The sequence below is a fragment of the Erythrobacter mangrovi genome (assembly GCF_013260645.1).
GTDB lineage: Bacteria > Pseudomonadota > Alphaproteobacteria > Sphingomonadales > Sphingomonadaceae > Qipengyuania > Qipengyuania mangrovi.
The window spans coordinates 2,771,851-2,788,783 of the sequence record NZ_CP053921.1 but is presented as its reverse complement, the minus strand read 5'-3'; the positions used below and the strand labels follow the sequence as shown (position 1 = coordinate 2,788,783).

At 64.0% G+C, this 16,933-nt stretch carries 14 protein-coding genes; 3 read left to right on the top strand and 11 right to left on the bottom strand.

The window, feature by feature from the left end; genetic code table 11:
- Window positions 1–51 precede the first annotated feature (51 nt).
- Window positions 52–1,572: a replicative DNA helicase gene (locus HQR01_RS13835; RefSeq protein WP_173215543.1), complete on the top strand. Its 1,521-nt coding sequence runs from the start codon at window positions 52–54 to the stop codon at window positions 1,570–1,572.
- Between the two features lies 1 nt (window position 1,573).
- On the opposite strand, the gene HQR01_RS13830 is transcribed toward HQR01_RS13835, so the two are convergent.
- A complete protein-coding gene (locus HQR01_RS13830) occupies window positions 1,574–2,761 on the bottom strand; it encodes a phospholipase D-like domain-containing protein (protein WP_173215541.1) in 1,188 nt (395 codons plus the stop codon).
- 111 nt (window positions 2,762–2,872) lie between these two features.
- Between HQR01_RS13830 and rpoZ the strand changes: the two genes are divergently transcribed.
- Both rpoZ and HQR01_RS13820 read left to right on the top strand, forming a co-directional pair.
- A complete protein-coding gene (gene rpoZ, locus HQR01_RS13825) occupies window positions 2,873–3,217 on the top strand; it encodes a DNA-directed RNA polymerase subunit omega (RefSeq protein ID WP_173215539.1) in 345 nt (114 codons plus the stop codon).
- A 106-nt stretch (window positions 3,218–3,323) separates the two neighbouring features.
- Entirely contained in the window at window positions 3,324–4,409 is a 1,086-nt protein-coding gene (locus HQR01_RS13820; protein ID WP_173215537.1) for a DUF3667 domain-containing protein, read from the top strand.
- A gap of 61 nt (window positions 4,410–4,470) precedes the next feature.
- Here HQR01_RS13820 and ftsH read toward each other — a convergent pair whose 3' ends face one another.
- From ftsH to HQR01_RS13770, 10 genes are all read right to left on the bottom strand, one after another.
- Window positions 4,471–6,426: an ATP-dependent zinc metalloprotease FtsH gene (ftsH, locus tag HQR01_RS13815; RefSeq protein ID WP_173215535.1), complete on the bottom strand. Its 1,956-nt coding sequence runs from the start codon at window positions 6,424–6,426 to the stop codon at window positions 4,471–4,473.
- A gap of 81 nt (window positions 6,427–6,507) precedes the next feature.
- On the bottom strand, window positions 6,508–7,482 hold the full coding sequence (locus tag HQR01_RS13810; protein ID WP_173215533.1) for a HupE/UreJ family protein: 975 nt from the start codon (window positions 7,480–7,482) through the stop codon (window positions 6,508–6,510).
- Window positions 7,479–8,264, bottom strand: coding sequence for a peptidyl-prolyl cis-trans isomerase (locus HQR01_RS13805; RefSeq protein WP_173215531.1), 786 nt, complete (start codon window positions 8,262–8,264; stop codon window positions 7,479–7,481). The genes HQR01_RS13810 and HQR01_RS13805 overlap by 4 nt, the downstream gene beginning before the upstream one ends.
- Window positions 8,261–10,183 (bottom strand): DUF3604 domain-containing protein, encoded by a 1,923-nt coding sequence (locus tag HQR01_RS13800; RefSeq protein ID WP_173215529.1) that lies wholly within the window; start codon window positions 10,181–10,183, stop codon window positions 8,261–8,263. Before HQR01_RS13800 ends, HQR01_RS13805 begins: the two co-directional genes overlap by 4 nt.
- 76 nt (window positions 10,184–10,259) lie before the next feature.
- Entirely contained in the window at window positions 10,260–10,712 is a 453-nt protein-coding gene (locus HQR01_RS13795; RefSeq protein ID WP_173215527.1) for a MaoC family dehydratase, read from the bottom strand.
- The gene (locus tag HQR01_RS13790; protein WP_173215525.1) at window positions 10,712–12,127 is read right to left on the bottom strand and encodes an aldehyde dehydrogenase family protein; all 1,416 of its coding nucleotides are present in this window, start codon (window positions 12,125–12,127) and stop codon (window positions 10,712–10,714) included. The genes HQR01_RS13795 and HQR01_RS13790 overlap by 1 nt, the downstream gene beginning before the upstream one ends.
- 29 nt (window positions 12,128–12,156) lie before the next feature.
- Complete coding sequence (locus HQR01_RS13785) at window positions 12,157–13,245, bottom strand: CaiB/BaiF CoA transferase family protein (protein ID WP_173215523.1); 1,089 nt, start codon at window positions 13,243–13,245, stop codon at window positions 12,157–12,159.
- A gap of 82 nt (window positions 13,246–13,327) precedes the next feature.
- Complete coding sequence (locus HQR01_RS13780) at window positions 13,328–14,197, bottom strand: HpcH/HpaI aldolase/citrate lyase family protein (RefSeq protein ID WP_173215521.1); 870 nt, start codon at window positions 14,195–14,197, stop codon at window positions 13,328–13,330.
- A gap of 72 nt (window positions 14,198–14,269) precedes the next feature.
- Window positions 14,270–15,535, bottom strand: coding sequence for a metal-dependent hydrolase family protein (locus tag HQR01_RS13775; protein WP_173215519.1), 1,266 nt, complete (start codon window positions 15,533–15,535; stop codon window positions 14,270–14,272).
- The gene (locus HQR01_RS13770) at window positions 15,532–16,929 is read right to left on the bottom strand and encodes a M20/M25/M40 family metallo-hydrolase (RefSeq protein ID WP_173215517.1); all 1,398 of its coding nucleotides are present in this window, start codon (window positions 16,927–16,929) and stop codon (window positions 15,532–15,534) included. The genes HQR01_RS13775 and HQR01_RS13770 overlap by 4 nt, the downstream gene beginning before the upstream one ends.
- Window positions 16,930–16,933: the final 4 nt, after the last annotated feature.

Sequence of the window (16,933 nt, the reverse complement as noted above, 5' to 3'; positions counted from 1 at the left end):
GAGTTTGGAAACCGACTTCACAGCCGAATCCGCTTCCCGCATGGTTCCGCTATGGCCGACACCGATCTCCTTCTTCGCACTGCCGATTCGGCCGCCGCTATCGGCAGCGCCGGTCCGCAGCTGCCCGCCAACCTCGAAGCGGAGGCGGCGTTCCTCGGTGCGGTGCTGATCGACAATAAGGTAATCGAAGAGCTGCAGACGCCGCTCAGCCCGCTGCATTTCCACGAGCCGGTACACCAGCGTATCTTCGAACGCGTGCTCAAGCTGCTCGACCGCAATTCGGTAGCCACCCCCGTCACGCTCAAGCCCTATTTCGAGAGCGACGAGGCGATGAAGCAGTTGGGCGGGACGACCTATCTCGCGCAGCTTACCGCCGATGGACAGGGCCTGCTCCACCCGCGCGAGCTGGCCGAGCAAATCTACAGCCTCGCATTGCTGCGCGAACTGGTCAGCGTGGGCCGCAACCTGGTCGAAGGCGCGCTCGACACTTCGGACGAAGTCGAACCGCTAAAGAAGATCGAGCAGGCCGAAGCCGATCTCTACCGCGTGGCCGAAGGTGCCAGCACGGGGAGCGAAGCGCAGACCTTCCGCACCGCCGCCTTCGGCGCGCTGCAGGTGGTGCAGGCGGCTATGAATTCGGGCGGGCGCTTTTCGGGCAAGACCACCGGACTCGACACGATCAACGAAAAGACCTCCGGCCTGCACAATTCGGACCTGGTGATCCTCGCGGGCCGCCCGGCAATGGGCAAGACCTCGCTGGCGACCAATATCGCCTTCAATGCCGCGCGCCGGCTGATGGACGACCTGCGGGCGGGAATCGAGCGCGAGAAATCGCCTGGCGCGGGTGTCGCCTTCTTCAGTCTCGAAATGAGCGCCGACCAGCTGGCCACGCGTATCCTTGCCGAGCAGGCCGAAATCTCCAGCGAGAAGCTGCGTTCGGGCCGCCTCAGCCGCGACGAGTTCCAGCGTCTCAGCTTCGCCAGCCAGGAGCTGACCGACCTGCCGCTCTACATCGACGATACCCCCGCGCTGACGATCGGCGCGCTGCGCACCCGCGCGCGACGGCTCAAGCGGCGGCACGATATCGGCCTCGTCATCGTCGACTACCTGCAGCTGCTGCAAGGGTCTGGTCGTGCAAGCGACAACCGCGTCAACGAGATTTCCGAGATCAGCCGCGGCCTGAAGACGCTGGCCAAGGAGCTGCATGTCCCGGTGGTCGCGCTGTCGCAGCTCAGCCGTCAGGTCGAACAACGCGAAGACAAGCGTCCGCAACTGTCCGACCTCAGGGAATCCGGCTCGATCGAGCAGGACGCGGATATGGTGTGGTTCATCTACCGCGCCGAATATTATCACAACGCGCTCAAGCCCGACACGCCGGACGAGACCAGTTCCGAAGACGTGCGGATGAAATATGCCGAGTGGGAAGCGAGGCACCTCGAACTGGTCAACAAGGCCACGCTGATCGTCGCCAAGCAACGCCATGGTTCGACCGGCAACGTCCCGCTGCTGTTCCACAGCGAGTTCACCAAGTTCTCGAGCCCCGACGTGCGGCATTACGACGATTACGAGTAACTCAGATCCCCAGGTTCAGCCGCCGCGTCACGGTATAGTCGATCACCGAGACCAGCACCCAGCCCAGCCACCAGCGCATGCGGTTGAACAGCGTGCGGCGCTGTTGATGGACGTTCGGCGTAATCTCTTCCGACGCCGCAATATGCCGTGTGATGTAGCCGCGCATCGTCTCTGCCAGCGCCGGGTCCTCGACCCGGAAGACGATCTCGAGATTTAGGTAGAGGCTGCGCATGTCGAAATTGGCGCTGCCCATATAGGTCGCATCGTCGAGCACCAGCAGCTTGGTGTGCAGCTTGCAGGGGGTGAATTCCCAGATCCGCGCCCCGCGCTTCAGCAGGTAGTGATAGAGTGACCGGGTGGCGCCCAGGGTCGCGCCATTATCGCTCTTCGCCGCCATCAGCAGCCTGGCTTCGCCCTTTTGCGCGACCCGTCCGATGCGTCGCAGGAGCGAGTAGGGTGGGGAGAAATAGGCCATGAAGATGTCCAGCCGGTCACCTTCGAACAGGTCGCGAGTGACACAGCGCGCCCAGCTCGACAGACCGCGCGACGGGCCACCAACCAGCCAGCGCACCTTGCCGTCGGCAGAACGCCACTCCCATTGCCGGACAGTCCGGTTGATCGCGCGGAACGGCGCATGCATCTGGTCGGTCCAGCCCACCAGCAACGCGAACCATTGGGTCAGGCCAGCGACCGCCTCGCCCTCGATCTGGATCGCAAGGTCGTTCCAGCCGTTCTCTTCCGGAGGCGCGAAATAGTCGTCGGCAATATTGAAGCCACCGAACAGCGCCCGGCGATTGTCGGCGATGACCATCTTCTGGTGGTTGCGGATGAGGTAGCGGAAACCCCAGCGCGGGCTGAAGAAGAAGGTTCGCCCGCCCGCTTCGACCAGCGGCGCCAGGAAGGCATCGGTTACCGAGGCGCCGAACCGATCGACAATCAGCGTCACCGCCACGCCGCGCCGTGCCGCTTCGACCAGCGCGTCGCGCAGTGCGGTGCTCACGGCATCCTCGGCGAAGATGTAGAAACAGATATCGAGGGACTCGCGCGCGTTCTCGACCAGCTTGAGCAAGGCGACGCGGCGATCTGCCCCGGAGGGGTAGAAGGTCAGCGACTGGCCTTGCGCCTGCATCGCGAAGGGCGGCGGATCGCTATAGTCGATCGGACTGTCGCAGAGGTTCTCGTCTCCCATTGGCAGACAGCCTTACCGCTCCCGCGCCTCCGCGCAAATCCTTGACTGTGGCGGCCGCGCCCCCTATTTGGCGCGCTTTCCCAGAATCATTCAGATGACCGGAGTGCCCGAATGGCGCGCGTTACCGTTGAAGACTGCGTAGATAAGGTTCCCAACCGTTTCGATCTCGTGCTGCTGGCTGCCCAGCGCGCTCGCGAGATTTCGGGCGGCGCCGAACTGACCATCGATCGCGATCGCGACAAGAACCCGGTCGTGGCGCTGCGCGAAATCGCCGAGCAGACGATTAAGCCGGGCGACCTGCACGAAGCGGCCGTCACCAACCTGCAGAAGATCCTGCCGGACGATGACGACGAAATGGATGAAGTCGGCTCGCTCAGCCAGTCGGCAGAAGCGCTGCGGATCACCGCCTCGGCACCGACCCGCTCGACCTCGATCGGCGGCGATTACGACGGCTAAGCCGCTCTGACAGATACGCAAACGTGGAAAGGCCGCCCGTTGGGCGGCCTTTTTGCATTGCAGCAATGGTCTCGCACGCCCTATTCTTGCGGGAACGGGAGGGCACATGAGCGATATAGGCGATGCGCTGGGTACAGCAGTCGAAGGCGGGCTGTTCGCTAAGGCAGTGGGGCGCGGCAAGAACGCGCTGCCCGACACGCCTGCGCTGGAGAAAGGCCATTTCGCCGAAGGGGCGTGCCTCAACTGCGGCACGCAGTTAATCGGCGAACACTGCCATGCCTGCGGCCAGAGGGCGCATTTGCACCGAACCCTTGGTGCCTTCGGCCACGACCTGCTTCACGGCGCGCTGCACCTAGACGGCAAGACGTGGAAGACGTTGCCGCTGCTGGTCTTTAAACCCGGCCAGCTGACCCGCCGCTATATCGAGGGTGAACGCGCGCGCTTCGTCAGCCCGATGGCACTTTTCCTGTTTTCGATCTTCCTGATGTTCGCAGTGTTCCAGGCGGTGGGCATTAGCGCTCCGACCGAGATCACCACGTCAGACGTGCTCAAGTCGAACATGCAGGACGTCTATGCCAACGCGAAGAAGCAGACCGAAGACCAACGAGCCCGCGTTGCGGCGATGTCGCCCGACAGCCCGAACCTTGCCGACGCCAAGGCCCGGTTGGCGCGCGACGAAGAGAACCTCAAAGGCCTCGAACAAGCCCGTACGCTCGTAGCGGACGAGGAGGACATAGAGCGGCTGGGCGAGACAGGCATCGGCGTCCCTTTCATCGATCAGGCGATCGAAAAATGGCGGAGCAACCCGGGGCTGATGCTCTACAAGCTGCAAACGAACAGCTACAAGTTCAGCTGGCTGCTGATCCCGCTTTCCATCCCCTTCATGTGGCTGCTGTTCCTCTGGAAGCCCCGCTTCCGCGCCTATGACCACGCAATCTTCGTGACCTACTCGATCGCCTTCATGTCGCTGCTGTTCATCGCAGTGTCGGTGGCAGTGAAGTTCGGGGTGAGCGAAGCCGTATGGGTCTCCATGCTCTGCCTCGTCCCGCCGATCCATATCTACAAGCAGTTGCGCGGTGCCTATGGCCTGTCCCGCTTCTCCGCACTTTGGCGGCTCTGCATGCTCAGCGTGTTTATCATCATTGTCCTGAGCCTGTTCCTCCAGCTGCTGCTGGTGCTCGGGGCATTCTAGACCGCAGATAGCAAAAGGGCGCCCAGCGGGGGCGCCCTTCGCACTCGTCAATGGGCAGGCCTCACGCGCCCTGCGGGGCGCCTTCGCCGCCGAAGCGCTTGCCTGCCTTGGGGACAAGGCCGCCCGCCACCGGCTTGACCGTGACCGGGCCCTTGGGCTGATCGGGGCGGTCGATCCGACCGTCTTTCATCAGCTGGTCGATTTCCTCGCCGCTCAAGGTCTCATATTCGAGGAGCGCCTGCGCCAGCAGGTGGAGCTTGTCTTCCTGTTCGGTCAGGATCTGGGTCGCGCGCTTCAGCCCGCCTTCGACCAGTTCCTTGATCTCGGCGTCGATCAGCTTGTTGGTCTCGCCCGAACGGAAAGTGCGCTGGCTGCCGCCATAGCCGAGATAGCCTTCCTGGGTCTCTTCATACTGGAGCGGACCAAGCTTGTCGGACATGCCCCATTGGGTGACCATGTTGCGCGCCAGGCTGGTGGCATACTGGATATCGCCGCTCGCGCCGCTTGAGACCTTGTCGTGGCCGAAGATGATTTCCTCCGCCACGCGTCCGCCCATGGCGACCGCGAGGTTCGCGTGCATCTTGTCGCGGTGGTACGAGTAATTGTCGCGTTCGGGCAGGCGCATCACCATGCCCAGCGCGCGACCGCGCGGGATGATGGTCGCCTTGTGGATCGGGTCGGAGGCCGGCTCGTTGATCGAGACGAGCGCGTGGCCCGCCTCGTGATAGGCGGTCATCTTCTTCTCGTCGTCGGTCATCACCATGCTGCGGCGCTCGGCGCCCATCATGACCTTGTCCTTGGCGTCCTCGAACTCCTGCATCGCGACGAGCCGCTTGTTGCGGCGCGCTGCCAGCAGCGCCGCCTCGTTGCAGAGATTGGCGAGGTCCGCGCCGGAGAAGCCCGGCGTGCCGCGCGCGATCGTGCGCGGGTTAACGTCGGGCGCCAGCGGCAGCTTCTTCATGTGCACGCCGAGGATCTTTTCGCGCCCGTCGATGTCGGGCACGGGCACCACGACCTGACGGTCGAAGCGGCCCGGGCGCAGCAGCGCCGGATCGAGCACGTCGGGCCGGTTGGTCGCAGCAATGATGATGATGCCCTCGTTGGCCTCGAAGCCATCCATCTCGACCAGCAGCTGGTTCAGCGTCTGCTCGCGCTCGTCGTTCGAGTTGCCGAGGCCGTGGCCGCGGTGGCGACCGACGGCGTCGATTTCGTCGATGAAGACGATACAGGGCGCGTTCTTCTTGGCCTGTTCGAACATGTCGCGCACGCGGCTGGCACCAACGCCGACGAACATCTCGACGAAGTCCGAGCCGGAAATGGTGAAGAACGGCACGCCTGCCTCACCCGCGATAGCCCGCGCTAGCAGGGTCTTGCCGGTACCCGGCGAGCCCACCAGCAATGCGCCCTTGGGGATCTGTCCGCCCAGTTTCGAGAAACGGTGCGGATCGCGCAGGAACTCGACGATCTCTTCGAGTTCTTCGCGCGCTTCATCGATGCCCGCGACATCGTCGAAAGTGACCTTGCCCTGGCGTTCGGTGAGCAGCTTGGCCTTGGACTTGCCGAAGCCCATGGCTCCGCCGGCCCCACCGCCCTTCTGCACCTGGCGCAGTGCGAACGCCGCGATACCCAAAAGCAGGACGAAGGGCAGGATCTGAACGAGGAGGTACAGGAAAAGGCTGGTTTCTGCGGTCTTGCCCGAATATTTCACGCCATTCTCGTCGAGCAGCCGGGCAAGCGAGCTGTCGCTCGGGACCGGAACGGTCGAGAAGGTCTCACCGCTCTTGAGTTCTCCGACAATCGACTTTTCCGAGATCTCTACCGATTTGACCGTGCCTTCGGCGACCTTGGCCTTGAAGTCGGAATATTCCATCGGGGTTCCGCCACCCGCGGCCCCACCGCCGAAGATCGAGACGACCATCAGCAGGGCGAGGAATATCCCTCCCCAGATCATGAGGCTCCTGACCCAGGGATTGGGTCCGTTGCCTTCGGGCTCTTGCTGTGGGTTCTGCTCGCTCATGCGCAGGGGTCCTTTCGTTCCCGATTATGTAGGATGGACCGGGTGAATGGCAAGTTGACCGTAGGTGCAGAATTTCCGGCTTCAGCCAGCGATCCGTTCGATCAGCCAGAAGCTACCGGTAATGCCGATCGCATAGGTTGCCAGTCGGAGGGCCGGCGTTTCAACTCTCGGTGCGCTGCGACGCAGAGCCGCGCGCAGTAACAGCACGCCCAGGATCACGAGCAGCTGGCCGGCCTCGACCCCGAGGTTGAAGCTCACCAGCGCGGCAGGCACTTCGCCTTCGGGCAGGCCGATCTCATGCAGTGCCCCGGCAAAACCGAAGCCGTGGAGCAAGCCGAACACAAACGCCACGAACCAAGGCAGGCGACGCGCCAGCGTGCTGCGCCCGTCCTTCGCCACTTCGACCGCGAGGAATACGATGCTCAGCGCGATGAGCGCCTCGACCGGGCGCTGCGGCAGGCCAGCGAAGCCCAGCGTCACTGCAGCCAGGGTGAGCGAATGCGCGATGGTGAAGGCAGTCGCAGCCTTCACCACCGGCCCGGGCTTCTCGACTAGCAGGACCAGCGCAATGACGAACAGCAGATGATCCCAGCCCGCCAGGATATGTTCGACCCCAATCACGAAGTAGCTTCGCCAGACCTGCGCCGCGGCGGGCCGGGCCGCAAACACCGCAGTCGGTTGTCCCGCCGTGAGGCGGTAGACCTGTTCGGGGCGGTCGAGCGGGACGATGCGCAGGATCGCGTCGCCTTGCCCGACGAGGTTGGGCCACCCGATCGGTTGGCCAGCAACTTCTCCGGCACAGGCAACCTCGGCACTGCCAAGCACCGCCAATGCGGCCATCTCACGCTTGGGCTCGCTCGTAATCCGGCAATCTCGCGGTAGGGTGGGCATAACGAAGCGGTCGTCGGCCGGGCTGCTCAAGGGCTGCTTCCAGGCAACTCGCCAGCCATTGGCATCGCGCTGCTCGAACTGGATCGACACCGGACGCAGCTCGTCCGCCAAGGCCGGCGAGGCCCCCATCAGCGCAAGTAGCAATACGGCAAGCCAGCGGATCACCGCTTCTTCACCACATAGGCGTCGCGCAACAGGCGATAGGCACGCTCGCGCCGTTCGGCGATTGTCTCGCTTCGCCAATCGGCTTCGACCTGTTGGCGGATCTCGGCCAGCGGCGGAACACTTCCCAAATCGCGAGCACGCAGGTGCACGAGATGCCAGCCGAAGCCCGAAGGGATCGGGCCCTGCCATTCAGGTTTGGGGGCGAGCTTCGCCAGTTCCTGGGCAAATTGCAGGCCGAAGACTTCGCGCATTTCCGCACGCGGCATTGCCTCGACACTGCGTGGCAAGCTGATCGGATTGCCGGTCACCCTCCCCGAAGCGAGCGCCGCACGCGCGGTTTCCTCGCTGGCGTACCAGACTTGATCCAGGCTGACCGTTCCGCCGTCGATAAAGCGTTCGGGATGGCTCTTGAGCCACTCTTCGAGCGTGGCATCGGACACATCGGCAGTTTCGGCGCTGGCGGCGGCAAGTTCGTCCATCTTGGTCGCCAACCGTCGCCGGACGACCGGATCATCTGCGTCGAGACCTAGCCGTAGGCCCTCGCGATAGAGGATTTCCTCGCGCAACCAGCGTTCGATCAGCCCATCCAGCTCTGAATCGGTCGGCGCGCGGCCGATCATCCGCTCGAAGCCGGCGGCAATCTCCGCCTTTCGATCTGCGCCAAGCACGATCGTGCGATCGGTCGGGCCGTAGGGATTTCCAAACCAGCCGACCAGCACATAGATCGCCGCACCTGCGAGGAGGAAGTGGACCAGCGGTTCGCGCAGCCAGCTGCGGATCACGTCTTACCCGTACCTGCCTTGGCGGCGGGCCGCAGCCACACCGGAGAACTATAGGCGCGTTCCTGCGTGACCGACGCTTCGATAACCTCCTTCGGCAGTTTGAGGCCGAACCGCTTGGCGTCGAACAGCACCCAGCGCGGCGTCGGGATTTCGATCAGGCGGACGTAGTAGAATGCGCGCTGGCCAGCGCGATAATCGGGGTCGGTCCAGGTCGCGCGTAGCTGCGCAGAACCGATCGTGTTGGTGTAGCTGGCATTGGCCCGGTCGACCGTGTCGCCGACTGCCGGAATCCTCCCGGCGACAGGCGCGCGCTTGCCGTCCATGTCCGACCAGGCGACGTCGTAGACTTTCTCCTGAGCCTCGCCATTGGCATCGATCCAGCCCTTGACCACCTGCATGCGGTCAAGATTGGCCCCGTCGGGATCCTTGAGGGCGGAGATCAGGAAGACCGGCGCCTTGCCGGTATCTACCAGGTCACCGCCCATCGGCACCCCGCGAGTGTAGCCGGTGCGCACCCAGTCACCGTCCCAGTCGCTGGCAGTGAAGTCGAATCCGGCAAACAGGCGCAGGACCATGCGCGGGCCGGTGGTGGCATAGGTCTCGCGTCGCTTGAACGCGTCGAAGATCTCTGCCCGCGTGTTGCCGCGTGCCCAGGCAGCAGCGTAGCCGCCCGCGAGGTAATGCCAACCGTAGCGCCCCTCGCGCGTGCCAAGATTCTGCGGCTCCAGCGCGCGTCCCGGTCGCGGCTCGACCCCGGTATGCTTGCCGAAAAAGTTGTCCTCGTCGCCGGTCGCGAGTGCCGTGTGGCTGTCGGTCGAACCGATCAGGCCGAAGGCATAGGGATTCACGCCCAGCCGCTGTTCCAAGGTTAGTCCCCGGAGCAGAGCCGAGCGGACGTAGGATCCCGGCAGCATATCGGGCGTAGACTTGCGCGTAAGTGGCAGGTTGCCCAGTTCCCAGCCAGCAACGCCGAAGCCGGCGAATTCATCGTTCGGCGAAAGCAGCGGGTGGGTCTCGCTGTCTCCCTTGATCTGCGTCGCTTCGACAACGGGTTCATGACCGGCGCGGCGCCTGGCGAACTCGGCTGTCATCGGCACACCGCCAGGTGCGGTCATCTCGAACATCAGCCCATTCGACAGGTTCGAATTGTGTGGAATTGCCAGGACGTGGCCGCCCGTGTTCTTTTCATAGGCATCCATGTAATCCCACAGCTGTTCGACCTTCATGTCGAGGCCGGGAAAAGGCACCACCTGACCGGTCTTCGCGCTGCCGTCCCTGAACATCATCACGCGATGAAGGTTGTTTCCATCGGGCATCAGGCTCCATTCGAAGCCAGCGAAGGCGGTGAACTTGCCCGGCTCGTTGTAGCGATCGAGCAATGCAACGTGATTGGTCCATAGGTCGCGCGTTGCCTTGGCCTGCTGCACCGGATCGCGCATTGCCTCGGGTATCTGGTCATTCGCCGCCGCAGTAATCAGCTCGGCAACCGCTCGCTGCGATTGTTCGGGGCTCTCACGCATCATGTCGTGCCAGCGGCGCAAAGTCGGATCGCCGATCAGCAGGCGCGGGGCATCGTGCAATCGACGGGTCGCGCCCATCGCATCCGAGTGATCAGAGATGACGAGGAAGTCGAGCGGGCGGTCGAGCTGGGCGTCGAGGCCCGTGGTAGCCACCACCTTTTCACCACGCGCGAACTTCAGGGCATCTTCAGGGCCCAGTCGCACGCCGAACCCGAAAGCATCGACCGAGATATCGGTGTGGAGGTGGGTATCGCCCCAATAAGGCCGGTCGGGAAACTCGGCGAGCTCTATCGTGTTCTCGCCATCGCCTTTTTGCGCCTCGCTAGCCCTCGGCCCGATTCCCGAACCGCAGCCTGCCAGCGTGGTGCATGCGAACGCAACCAGCAAAGCCTTGCGCATTTATCCCCTCCCGGTTTCTCCTTGAAACCGGGTTTGCGCCAGCGACTGGCGAGCGTCAACCGATCGTCGCGGGGGACTAGCCGGGTTTGCGATGCAGCAGCGCGGCCCGCTCGCACCGGCAAACCACTTCATCGCGCTGGTTGATCGCCTCGTGCAGGAAGGTGACGATCCCGGCATCGGGCCGCGACTTGCTTTCCTTGAGCCCCACGACCTCGCTGGTGGCGTGCAGCGTGTCGCCGATGAACACCGGCTTGGGCATCACCAGCTTGTCGTAGCCGAGATTCGCCACCAGCGTGCCGAGCGTGGTGTCGCCCACGCTCAACCCGACCATCAGCGAAAAGGTGAAGGTACCGTTGACCAGGATTTGCCCAAACTCGCTGGCCTTTGCCGCCTCGATATCGAGGTGCAAAGGCTGCGGGTTGTGCGTCATGGTCGTGAACAGCAGGTTGTCGGTCTCGGTGACCGTGCGACGGATCTCATGCGTGATCCGGTCGCCAACCTGCCATTCGTCGAAGAAACGTCCTGCCATCAGGCGACCATGACCGACTTGACCTCGAGGAACTCGTGGAAGCCGAAGACGCCCCATTCGCGGCCGTTGCCCGACTTCTTGTAGCCACCGAACGAGGCATTCATGTCGTAACCACCGTTGATCGCGACACGGCCTGCGCGGATACGCCGCGCAAGCTGCTTCGCCACCTCGGTATCCTCGCCCATGATATGCGCGGCCAGGCCGTATTCGGTATCGTTGCCGATACGCACGGCGTCGTCGTAATCCTCGTAACCAAGGATGCAGAGCACGGGGCCGAAGATTTCTTCCTGCGCGATGGTCATGTCGTTGGTGACATCGGCGAAGACGGTCGGCTTGACGTAGTGACCCACTTCGAGGCCCTCGGGCTTGCCGGGTCCGCCCGCGACCAGCGTCGCGCCTTCTTCGATACCCTTGTTGATCAGGCCCTGGATCTTGTCCCACTGCGCCTTGGAGACGACCGGGCCGATCGTGGCATTGCCCTTGGGATCGCCCGGAATGACGCTTTCGGCGGCTTCCTTGGCGGCGGCCTTGGCTTCCTCCATCCGCGCCTTGGGCACGAACATGCGGCTGGGCGCGGTGCAGGTCTGGCCCGAATTGCCCATCATCGCGGTGGTACCGCGCGCGACCGAGCGGGTGAACGAGCTATCGTCGAGGATGATGTTGGGGCTCTTGCCGCCCAGTTCCTGCGCCACACGCTTGACCGTATTGGCGGCATTGGCAGCGATGGCGATACCGGCACGCGTCGAACCGGTGAAGCTGATCATGTCGATGTCCTCATGGCCAGACATGGCAGTGCCGACACCGGGGCCGTCGCCGTTGATCAGGTTGAAGACGCCTGCAGGCACGCCCGCGGCATGCAGGATCTCGGTGAAGATCGCCGCATCGAACGGTGCGATTTCGGACGGCTTGAGGATCATGGTGTTACCGGTCGCCAGCGCCGGGAAGACCTTGCAGGCGATCTGGTTAAGCGGCCAGTTCCACGGGGTGATCATGCCGACGACGCCGATCGGTTCGTAGAGATGCGTGGTGTTGCCGTTGGTCTTTTCGAACTCGAAGTTCTCGAGGATGCCGATGGCAGTGGCGAGGTGGCCCGAAAGCAGGCCGGTATGTGGGCCGCTGGCCAGGCTCATCGGCGCGCCCATTTCGTCGCTCACCGCGCGGGCGAGGTCTTCCTTGCGCTTGTCGATCTCGGCCAGGATCGCGCGCATCAGGTCGAGCCGTTCGGCCTTGGTCGAAAACTGCCAGCTTTCGAAGGCACGCCGTGCCGCCGCAACGGCCTTGTCGACATCGGCGGCGCTGCCGAGCGAGATATGGCCGATGGTCTGTTCGGTCGCCGGATTTTCGACCGGCACGGTGTTCGGGGTGACCGGGTCGACCCACTGGCCATCAATGTAAAACTGCGTGTACTCGTACATGGGGGGACTCTCCTTCTCGGCCAGCGGCTCTAGCCTTCCTTCGACCAGCGCTCAACGACTGCTTCGCCATCCACGGCACTATCCCGGATGGTTCCGGGCGTGCGATCGAAACGCGGGGCAGGTGCGGTGTGCCAGCGCCCGCCGTGTTCGACGAAGGCGCCGCGCGCCTTCATGTGGGGATGATCCTTCGCCTCGTCCAGCGGGACCACGGGCGCAAAGCACGCATCGGTGCCTTCGAGCAGTTCGCACCACTCGGCCTGCGTCCTCGTCGCGAACATCGCCGCGAGGTCTTCGGCATAATCATCCCAATTCGCGGGGTTCATCTGGCCTTCGCGCAGCTTCTCGGGCGCATCGGCGCGTTGCAGCAGTTCGGCGTAGAACTGCGGTTCGATCGCGCCGACGCTGATTTCTTTGCCATCTTTGCACGTGTAGCAACGGTAGAAATGTGCCGCCCCGCCCAACAGGCCCGCCCCGCGGGTGGTGGTGCGCAGCGCGCTGTGCGGTTGGCCATAGAAGAAGCTCATCAGGCTGGTCACGCCATCGACGATGGCCGCATCGACCACCTGGCCCTTGCCGCTCCGCTCGCGTTCCCACAGCGCGGCGAGGATTCCGAGCGCGCAATACATCGAACCGCCACCGAAATCGCCGACGAGGTTCTGCGGCGGAACGGGCAGATCGTTGCGCTTGCCGATCGCATCGAGCGCGCCGGTGATCGCGATGTAGTTGAGATCATGCCCCGCGGCCATGGCGAGCGGACCTTCCTGCCCCCATCCGGTCATCCGGGCGTAAACCAGCCGCGGATTGGCCGCGAGCATCTCGCCCGGGCCCAGTCCGAGGCGCTCCATGACCCCCGGGCGAAAGCCCTCGATCAGAACATCGGCCTTGCTCAACGCATCCTTGACGAAGGCAATCCCGTCCGCGCATTTGAGATCGACCGCGGCGCGATGGCGCGCGCGCTCAACCACCGTGTTCATGGGAACATGCCCCTCGCGCTCGATCCGCACCACTTCAGCACCCATGTCGGCCAGCAGCATCGCGACGTGCGGCCCCGGCCCGATACCCTGGAATTCGACCACCTTGAGCCCGGTCAGCGGGCCCTTGCTTGTGGAATCGGTCATGCGCTCATCTCTCCCTTTGCGTGCGGCCTGCATGCCAAGCCGCGCGATGGGTTGCAATTGCGAACGCGAATTCGCCTCTGCTTCAGTCCCAATCGACCTGCGAAAGCAGCTGGCGCGCGCGCGAAAGGTGCGGCCGATCGAGCATGCCGCCCTTCCAGCCGATCGTCCCTGCGCCGGGATTGGCTTCGAACAGGTCGACGATCTCGCGCGCGTGGGCGATTTCGTCCTCGCCGGGGGTGAATGCCTCGTTGATCACCTCGACCTGTGCAGGGTGGATCGCCAGCATCCCACGGAAACCGGCGCGGCGCACGCCCTCCGCTCGGGTCCTGAGCCCATCGCTGTCACGGAAATCGGCCTGGATCGTCTCGATCGCCGGGACGCCCGCCGTCGCCGCACCCAGCAGGCACAGGCTGCGGGCAAGCTCGTAAGTGAAGGCGAAACTGCCATCGGGATTGCGGTTGCTCTGCGCACCGATCGAATCGGCCAGGTCCTCCGCCCCCCAGGTCAGCGCAACGAGGCGCGGCGCGCCCTTGAAGTCGCCGGCGTGGAACATGCATTCGGCGACCTCGGTGAGCAGCACGATCACCGGGGTCGAACCGCAGTCGATGCCATTGGCGACCTCTAGCGCGGAAAGGTACTTGTCGAGCGCCTCGACATCCTGCCGGCCATAGGCCTTGGGCAGCATGATCCCACCGGGCCTGCCGGGCATGATCGCGGCAAGATCCTGCAGCGTGTAAGGGCCGTCGAGCGGATTCACGCGCACGAAGATGCGGCTGCGCGCGGCAGGGTTGGCGTCGAGAAAGCTGCGGATCAACGCGCGCGCGGCCGGCTTGTTGTCGGTAGCGACAGCATCTTCGAGATCGAAGATGACCACGTCGGCGGCGCCCTCCACCGCCTTCTGCATCTTCCGCTCACTGTCGCCGGGGGCGAACAGCCATGACCGCATCTTCATCGCGAGAACCTCTCTCCAGCTCTTGCCCGATGCCACACAGCTTTTGCGCGACGATTGCAAGGGCCAGGGCGGCTACTTTACCAGCGCGCCACCCTTCATCACATGCGCCACGCTTTCCAGTACGCGCACGTTGGCCAGTGGGTCGCCCTCTACCGCGATCATGTCGGCGAACTTGCCCGGCGCGATCGAGCCAAGCATGTCCGCATGCCCAACCACCGTCGCCGCACTCAGCGTGGCGGCGCGGATCGCCTGCGCAGGCGTCATGCCATTGGCGACCATATAGGCGAACTGGCGCGCATTGATCCCGTGCGGATAGACTCCGCTGTCGCTACCGAAGGCGAGCGGCACGCCGAGTTCGACCGCGCGGCGGAAATTGTCGCGCTGGATCTGCGTCGTCTCGCGGTTCTTGCGCAGATATTCTTCGGGCCAGCCTTCACGCGTGCCAACCTCGTCGATCCAGTCACCGTTGAAGACGTCCATCACCAGCCAGACGCCGTGATCCCGGGCCATCCGCAGGCCTTCCTCGTCGATCAGGCTGGCATGCTCGATACTGCGCACGCCGGCGCGAATGGCAGCCTTGATCCCTTCAGCACCATGCGCATGCGCGGTGGCGTAAGAACCACGCGCTTCAGCGACCGCGATAGCCGCGCGCATCTCATCCTCGGTCACCTCGGGTTCGCCGGGCTCGGTACCGATCGCCAGCACTGCGCCGGTGGCGAGGATCTTGAGGAAGTCGACCCCGTTATCGAACAGGAATGTCGCTTTCTCAGCTGCTTCGGCGGAACCGGTCAGCACGCCAAGCCGCATATCGATGGGCAGTTGATCGTTGGGCACCACGCCGTTCAATTCGCCACCGCCGCCCGGATGGGTCAGATAGGCTCCCGCCACGAACATGCGCGGACCCGGTACCAGCCCGCGATCGATCGCATCGCGCAGCGCCACGTCGGTCAGGCCGCGATAGGTGCCAACATCGCGCACCGTGGTGAAACCCGCCTCAAGCGTGATCTTCGCATTGTGTGCGCCGTTCAACGCAGTGAGCTGGGGCGAGGTCTTGAGCGGCAGCGCGACATCGGCGTCCTGCCCCGCATCGGCCAGGTGTGTGTGGAGATCGATCAGGCCGGGCAGGACGGTATAGGCCGACCAATCGACCCGCTCCGCCCCGTCGGGAGTCGTGCCGCAAGGCTCGATTCGAGCAACCTTCTCACCCTCGACCAGGATGCATTGCCCATGTGCGACGACGCCCGTCTCGACATCGAGCAGTTTCCCCGCCTCGACATAGAGCGATCCGGCCGAGGCGGGCGTGGCAACGAGTGCCGCGGCGAGCGCGAGCGCCCTCATTTCGAGGCCAGTTCAGTCAGCAGCACGTGATAATAATCTATGCTCTTGTCGATATTGCCGATCGGCATGCGCTCATTGAGGCCGTGCGAATAATCGTCGCTGTCCTTGGTGAAGGTGCCGCTGGCGCCGTAGCTGGGCACGCCCAGTGCGCGATACCACATCGAATCCGATGCACCCGACGCCTGCGAAGCAATGATCGGGACATTGCCGAATGCCGCGCGGACAGCCTTGGTCGCCGCGTCGACGAAGGTCTTGTCGTAAGGCGAAGCATCGGCCTCCACGACATACTCCGCATTGATCTCCTCGATCGTCAACGCAGGCTCGTCAGCGACACTCTTGAGTTCGGCGATAATCGAGGCCTTCGAATGGCCCGGGAATATGCGACAATTGACGTAGCCGGTGGCGCGCTGCGGCAGTGCGTTGAGCCCGTGGCCGCCCTCGATCATCGTCGGTACGCAGGTGGTGCCGATCTTGCCGATATAGGCCGGATTGCCGCGGAGCACCGCAATCGCCGCCTTGTCGGTCGGATCCTTGGCGAAGGCACGCATGGCAGCAGCCAACAGGGGATCGCCCTCGAAATCGGCGGCCTTGGTGAAATAGTCGCGGGTGATGTCGTTCACTTCAGGCTGGAACCGGTAGGCATTGATCCGTGCGAGCGCAGCACCCAGTTGCGCAATGGCGTTCTCGTCGCGCGGGGTGGAACTGTGGCCGCCCGGATTGGTCACTTCCAGCTTGAAGTCGCCGTAGGTCTTCTCCGCCCCCTGCCAGCTCCAATAGGCGGGCTTGCCTGTCTCCTCATCGAGCGAGCCCGAAGCTCCGTCGACGTTGAGCACCAGCCTGGCATTCTTCAGCCGCTCGGCGATCATCTTGGAGGTGATCATCGTCGTCTCTTCATCGCCAGAATAGGCAAGGACGATGCTGCGCTTGGGCTTGAAGCCTTGCTTGCGCAGCTCGATCACCGAAACCATCGCCTGCACGGCGTCAAACTTGGTATCGCTGGCGCCCCGTCCGAAGAGGTAGCCATTCTCGACGACCGCGGTGAAGGGATCGCGCTCCCAATCCTCGGGCTTGGCCTCGACCACGTCCATATGCGCGGAGATGACGATCGGGCCCAGCGTGGGATCGCTGCCTTGCCAGGTCGCGATCAGATATGCCGTGTCGTCGACCGGCACGATCTCGATTTCGTCCGGAGACCAGCCTGCCTTGACCAGAGTGTCGCGGAACAGCTCGGCGACCTTGCCGGTTTCGTTCCCCTCACCCCGGACCGACCTCATGCCAATTGCCTGCTTCGACAGGTCGATCACCTGCTGCACGGCCGCCGGCGTGCTCTTGGCAACGGCAGGCGTTGCGGCAGCGACGGCGATCAGGCTGGCAGCAATCAGGGTGGCACGCATGGTC

Coding starts and splice junctions, on each gene's coding strand:
- ftsH (WP_173215535.1), bottom strand. CDS start 6,426: ATGAGCGAGCAGAACCCACAGCAAGAGCCCGAAGGCAACGGACCCAAT.
- HQR01_RS13795 (WP_173215527.1), bottom strand. CDS start 10,712: ATGGCAGGACGTTTCTTCGACGAATGGCAGGTTGGCGACCGGATCACG.
- HQR01_RS13775 (WP_173215519.1), bottom strand. CDS start 15,535: ATGAGGGCGCTCGCGCTCGCCGCGGCACTCGTTGCCACGCCCGCCTCG.
- HQR01_RS13800 (WP_173215529.1), bottom strand. CDS start 10,183: ATGCGCAAGGCTTTGCTGGTTGCGTTCGCATGCACCACGCTGGCAGGC.
- HQR01_RS13830 (WP_173215541.1), bottom strand. CDS start 2,761: ATGGGAGACGAGAACCTCTGCGACAGTCCGATCGACTATAGCGATCCG.
- rpoZ (WP_173215539.1), top strand. CDS start 2,873: ATGGCGCGCGTTACCGTTGAAGACTGCGTAGATAAGGTTCCCAACCGT.
- HQR01_RS13770 (WP_173215517.1), bottom strand. CDS start 16,929: ATGCGTGCCACCCTGATTGCTGCCAGCCTGATCGCCGTCGCTGCCGCA.
- HQR01_RS13790 (WP_173215525.1), bottom strand. CDS start 12,127: ATGTACGAGTACACGCAGTTTTACATTGATGGCCAGTGGGTCGACCCG.
- HQR01_RS13780 (WP_173215521.1), bottom strand. CDS start 14,197: ATGAAGATGCGGTCATGGCTGTTCGCCCCCGGCGACAGTGAGCGGAAG.
- HQR01_RS13785 (WP_173215523.1), bottom strand. CDS start 13,245: ATGACCGATTCCACAAGCAAGGGCCCGCTGACCGGGCTCAAGGTGGTC.
- HQR01_RS13820 (WP_173215537.1), top strand. CDS start 3,324: ATGAGCGATATAGGCGATGCGCTGGGTACAGCAGTCGAAGGCGGGCTG.
- HQR01_RS13835 (WP_173215543.1), top strand. CDS start 52: ATGGCCGACACCGATCTCCTTCTTCGCACTGCCGATTCGGCCGCCGCT.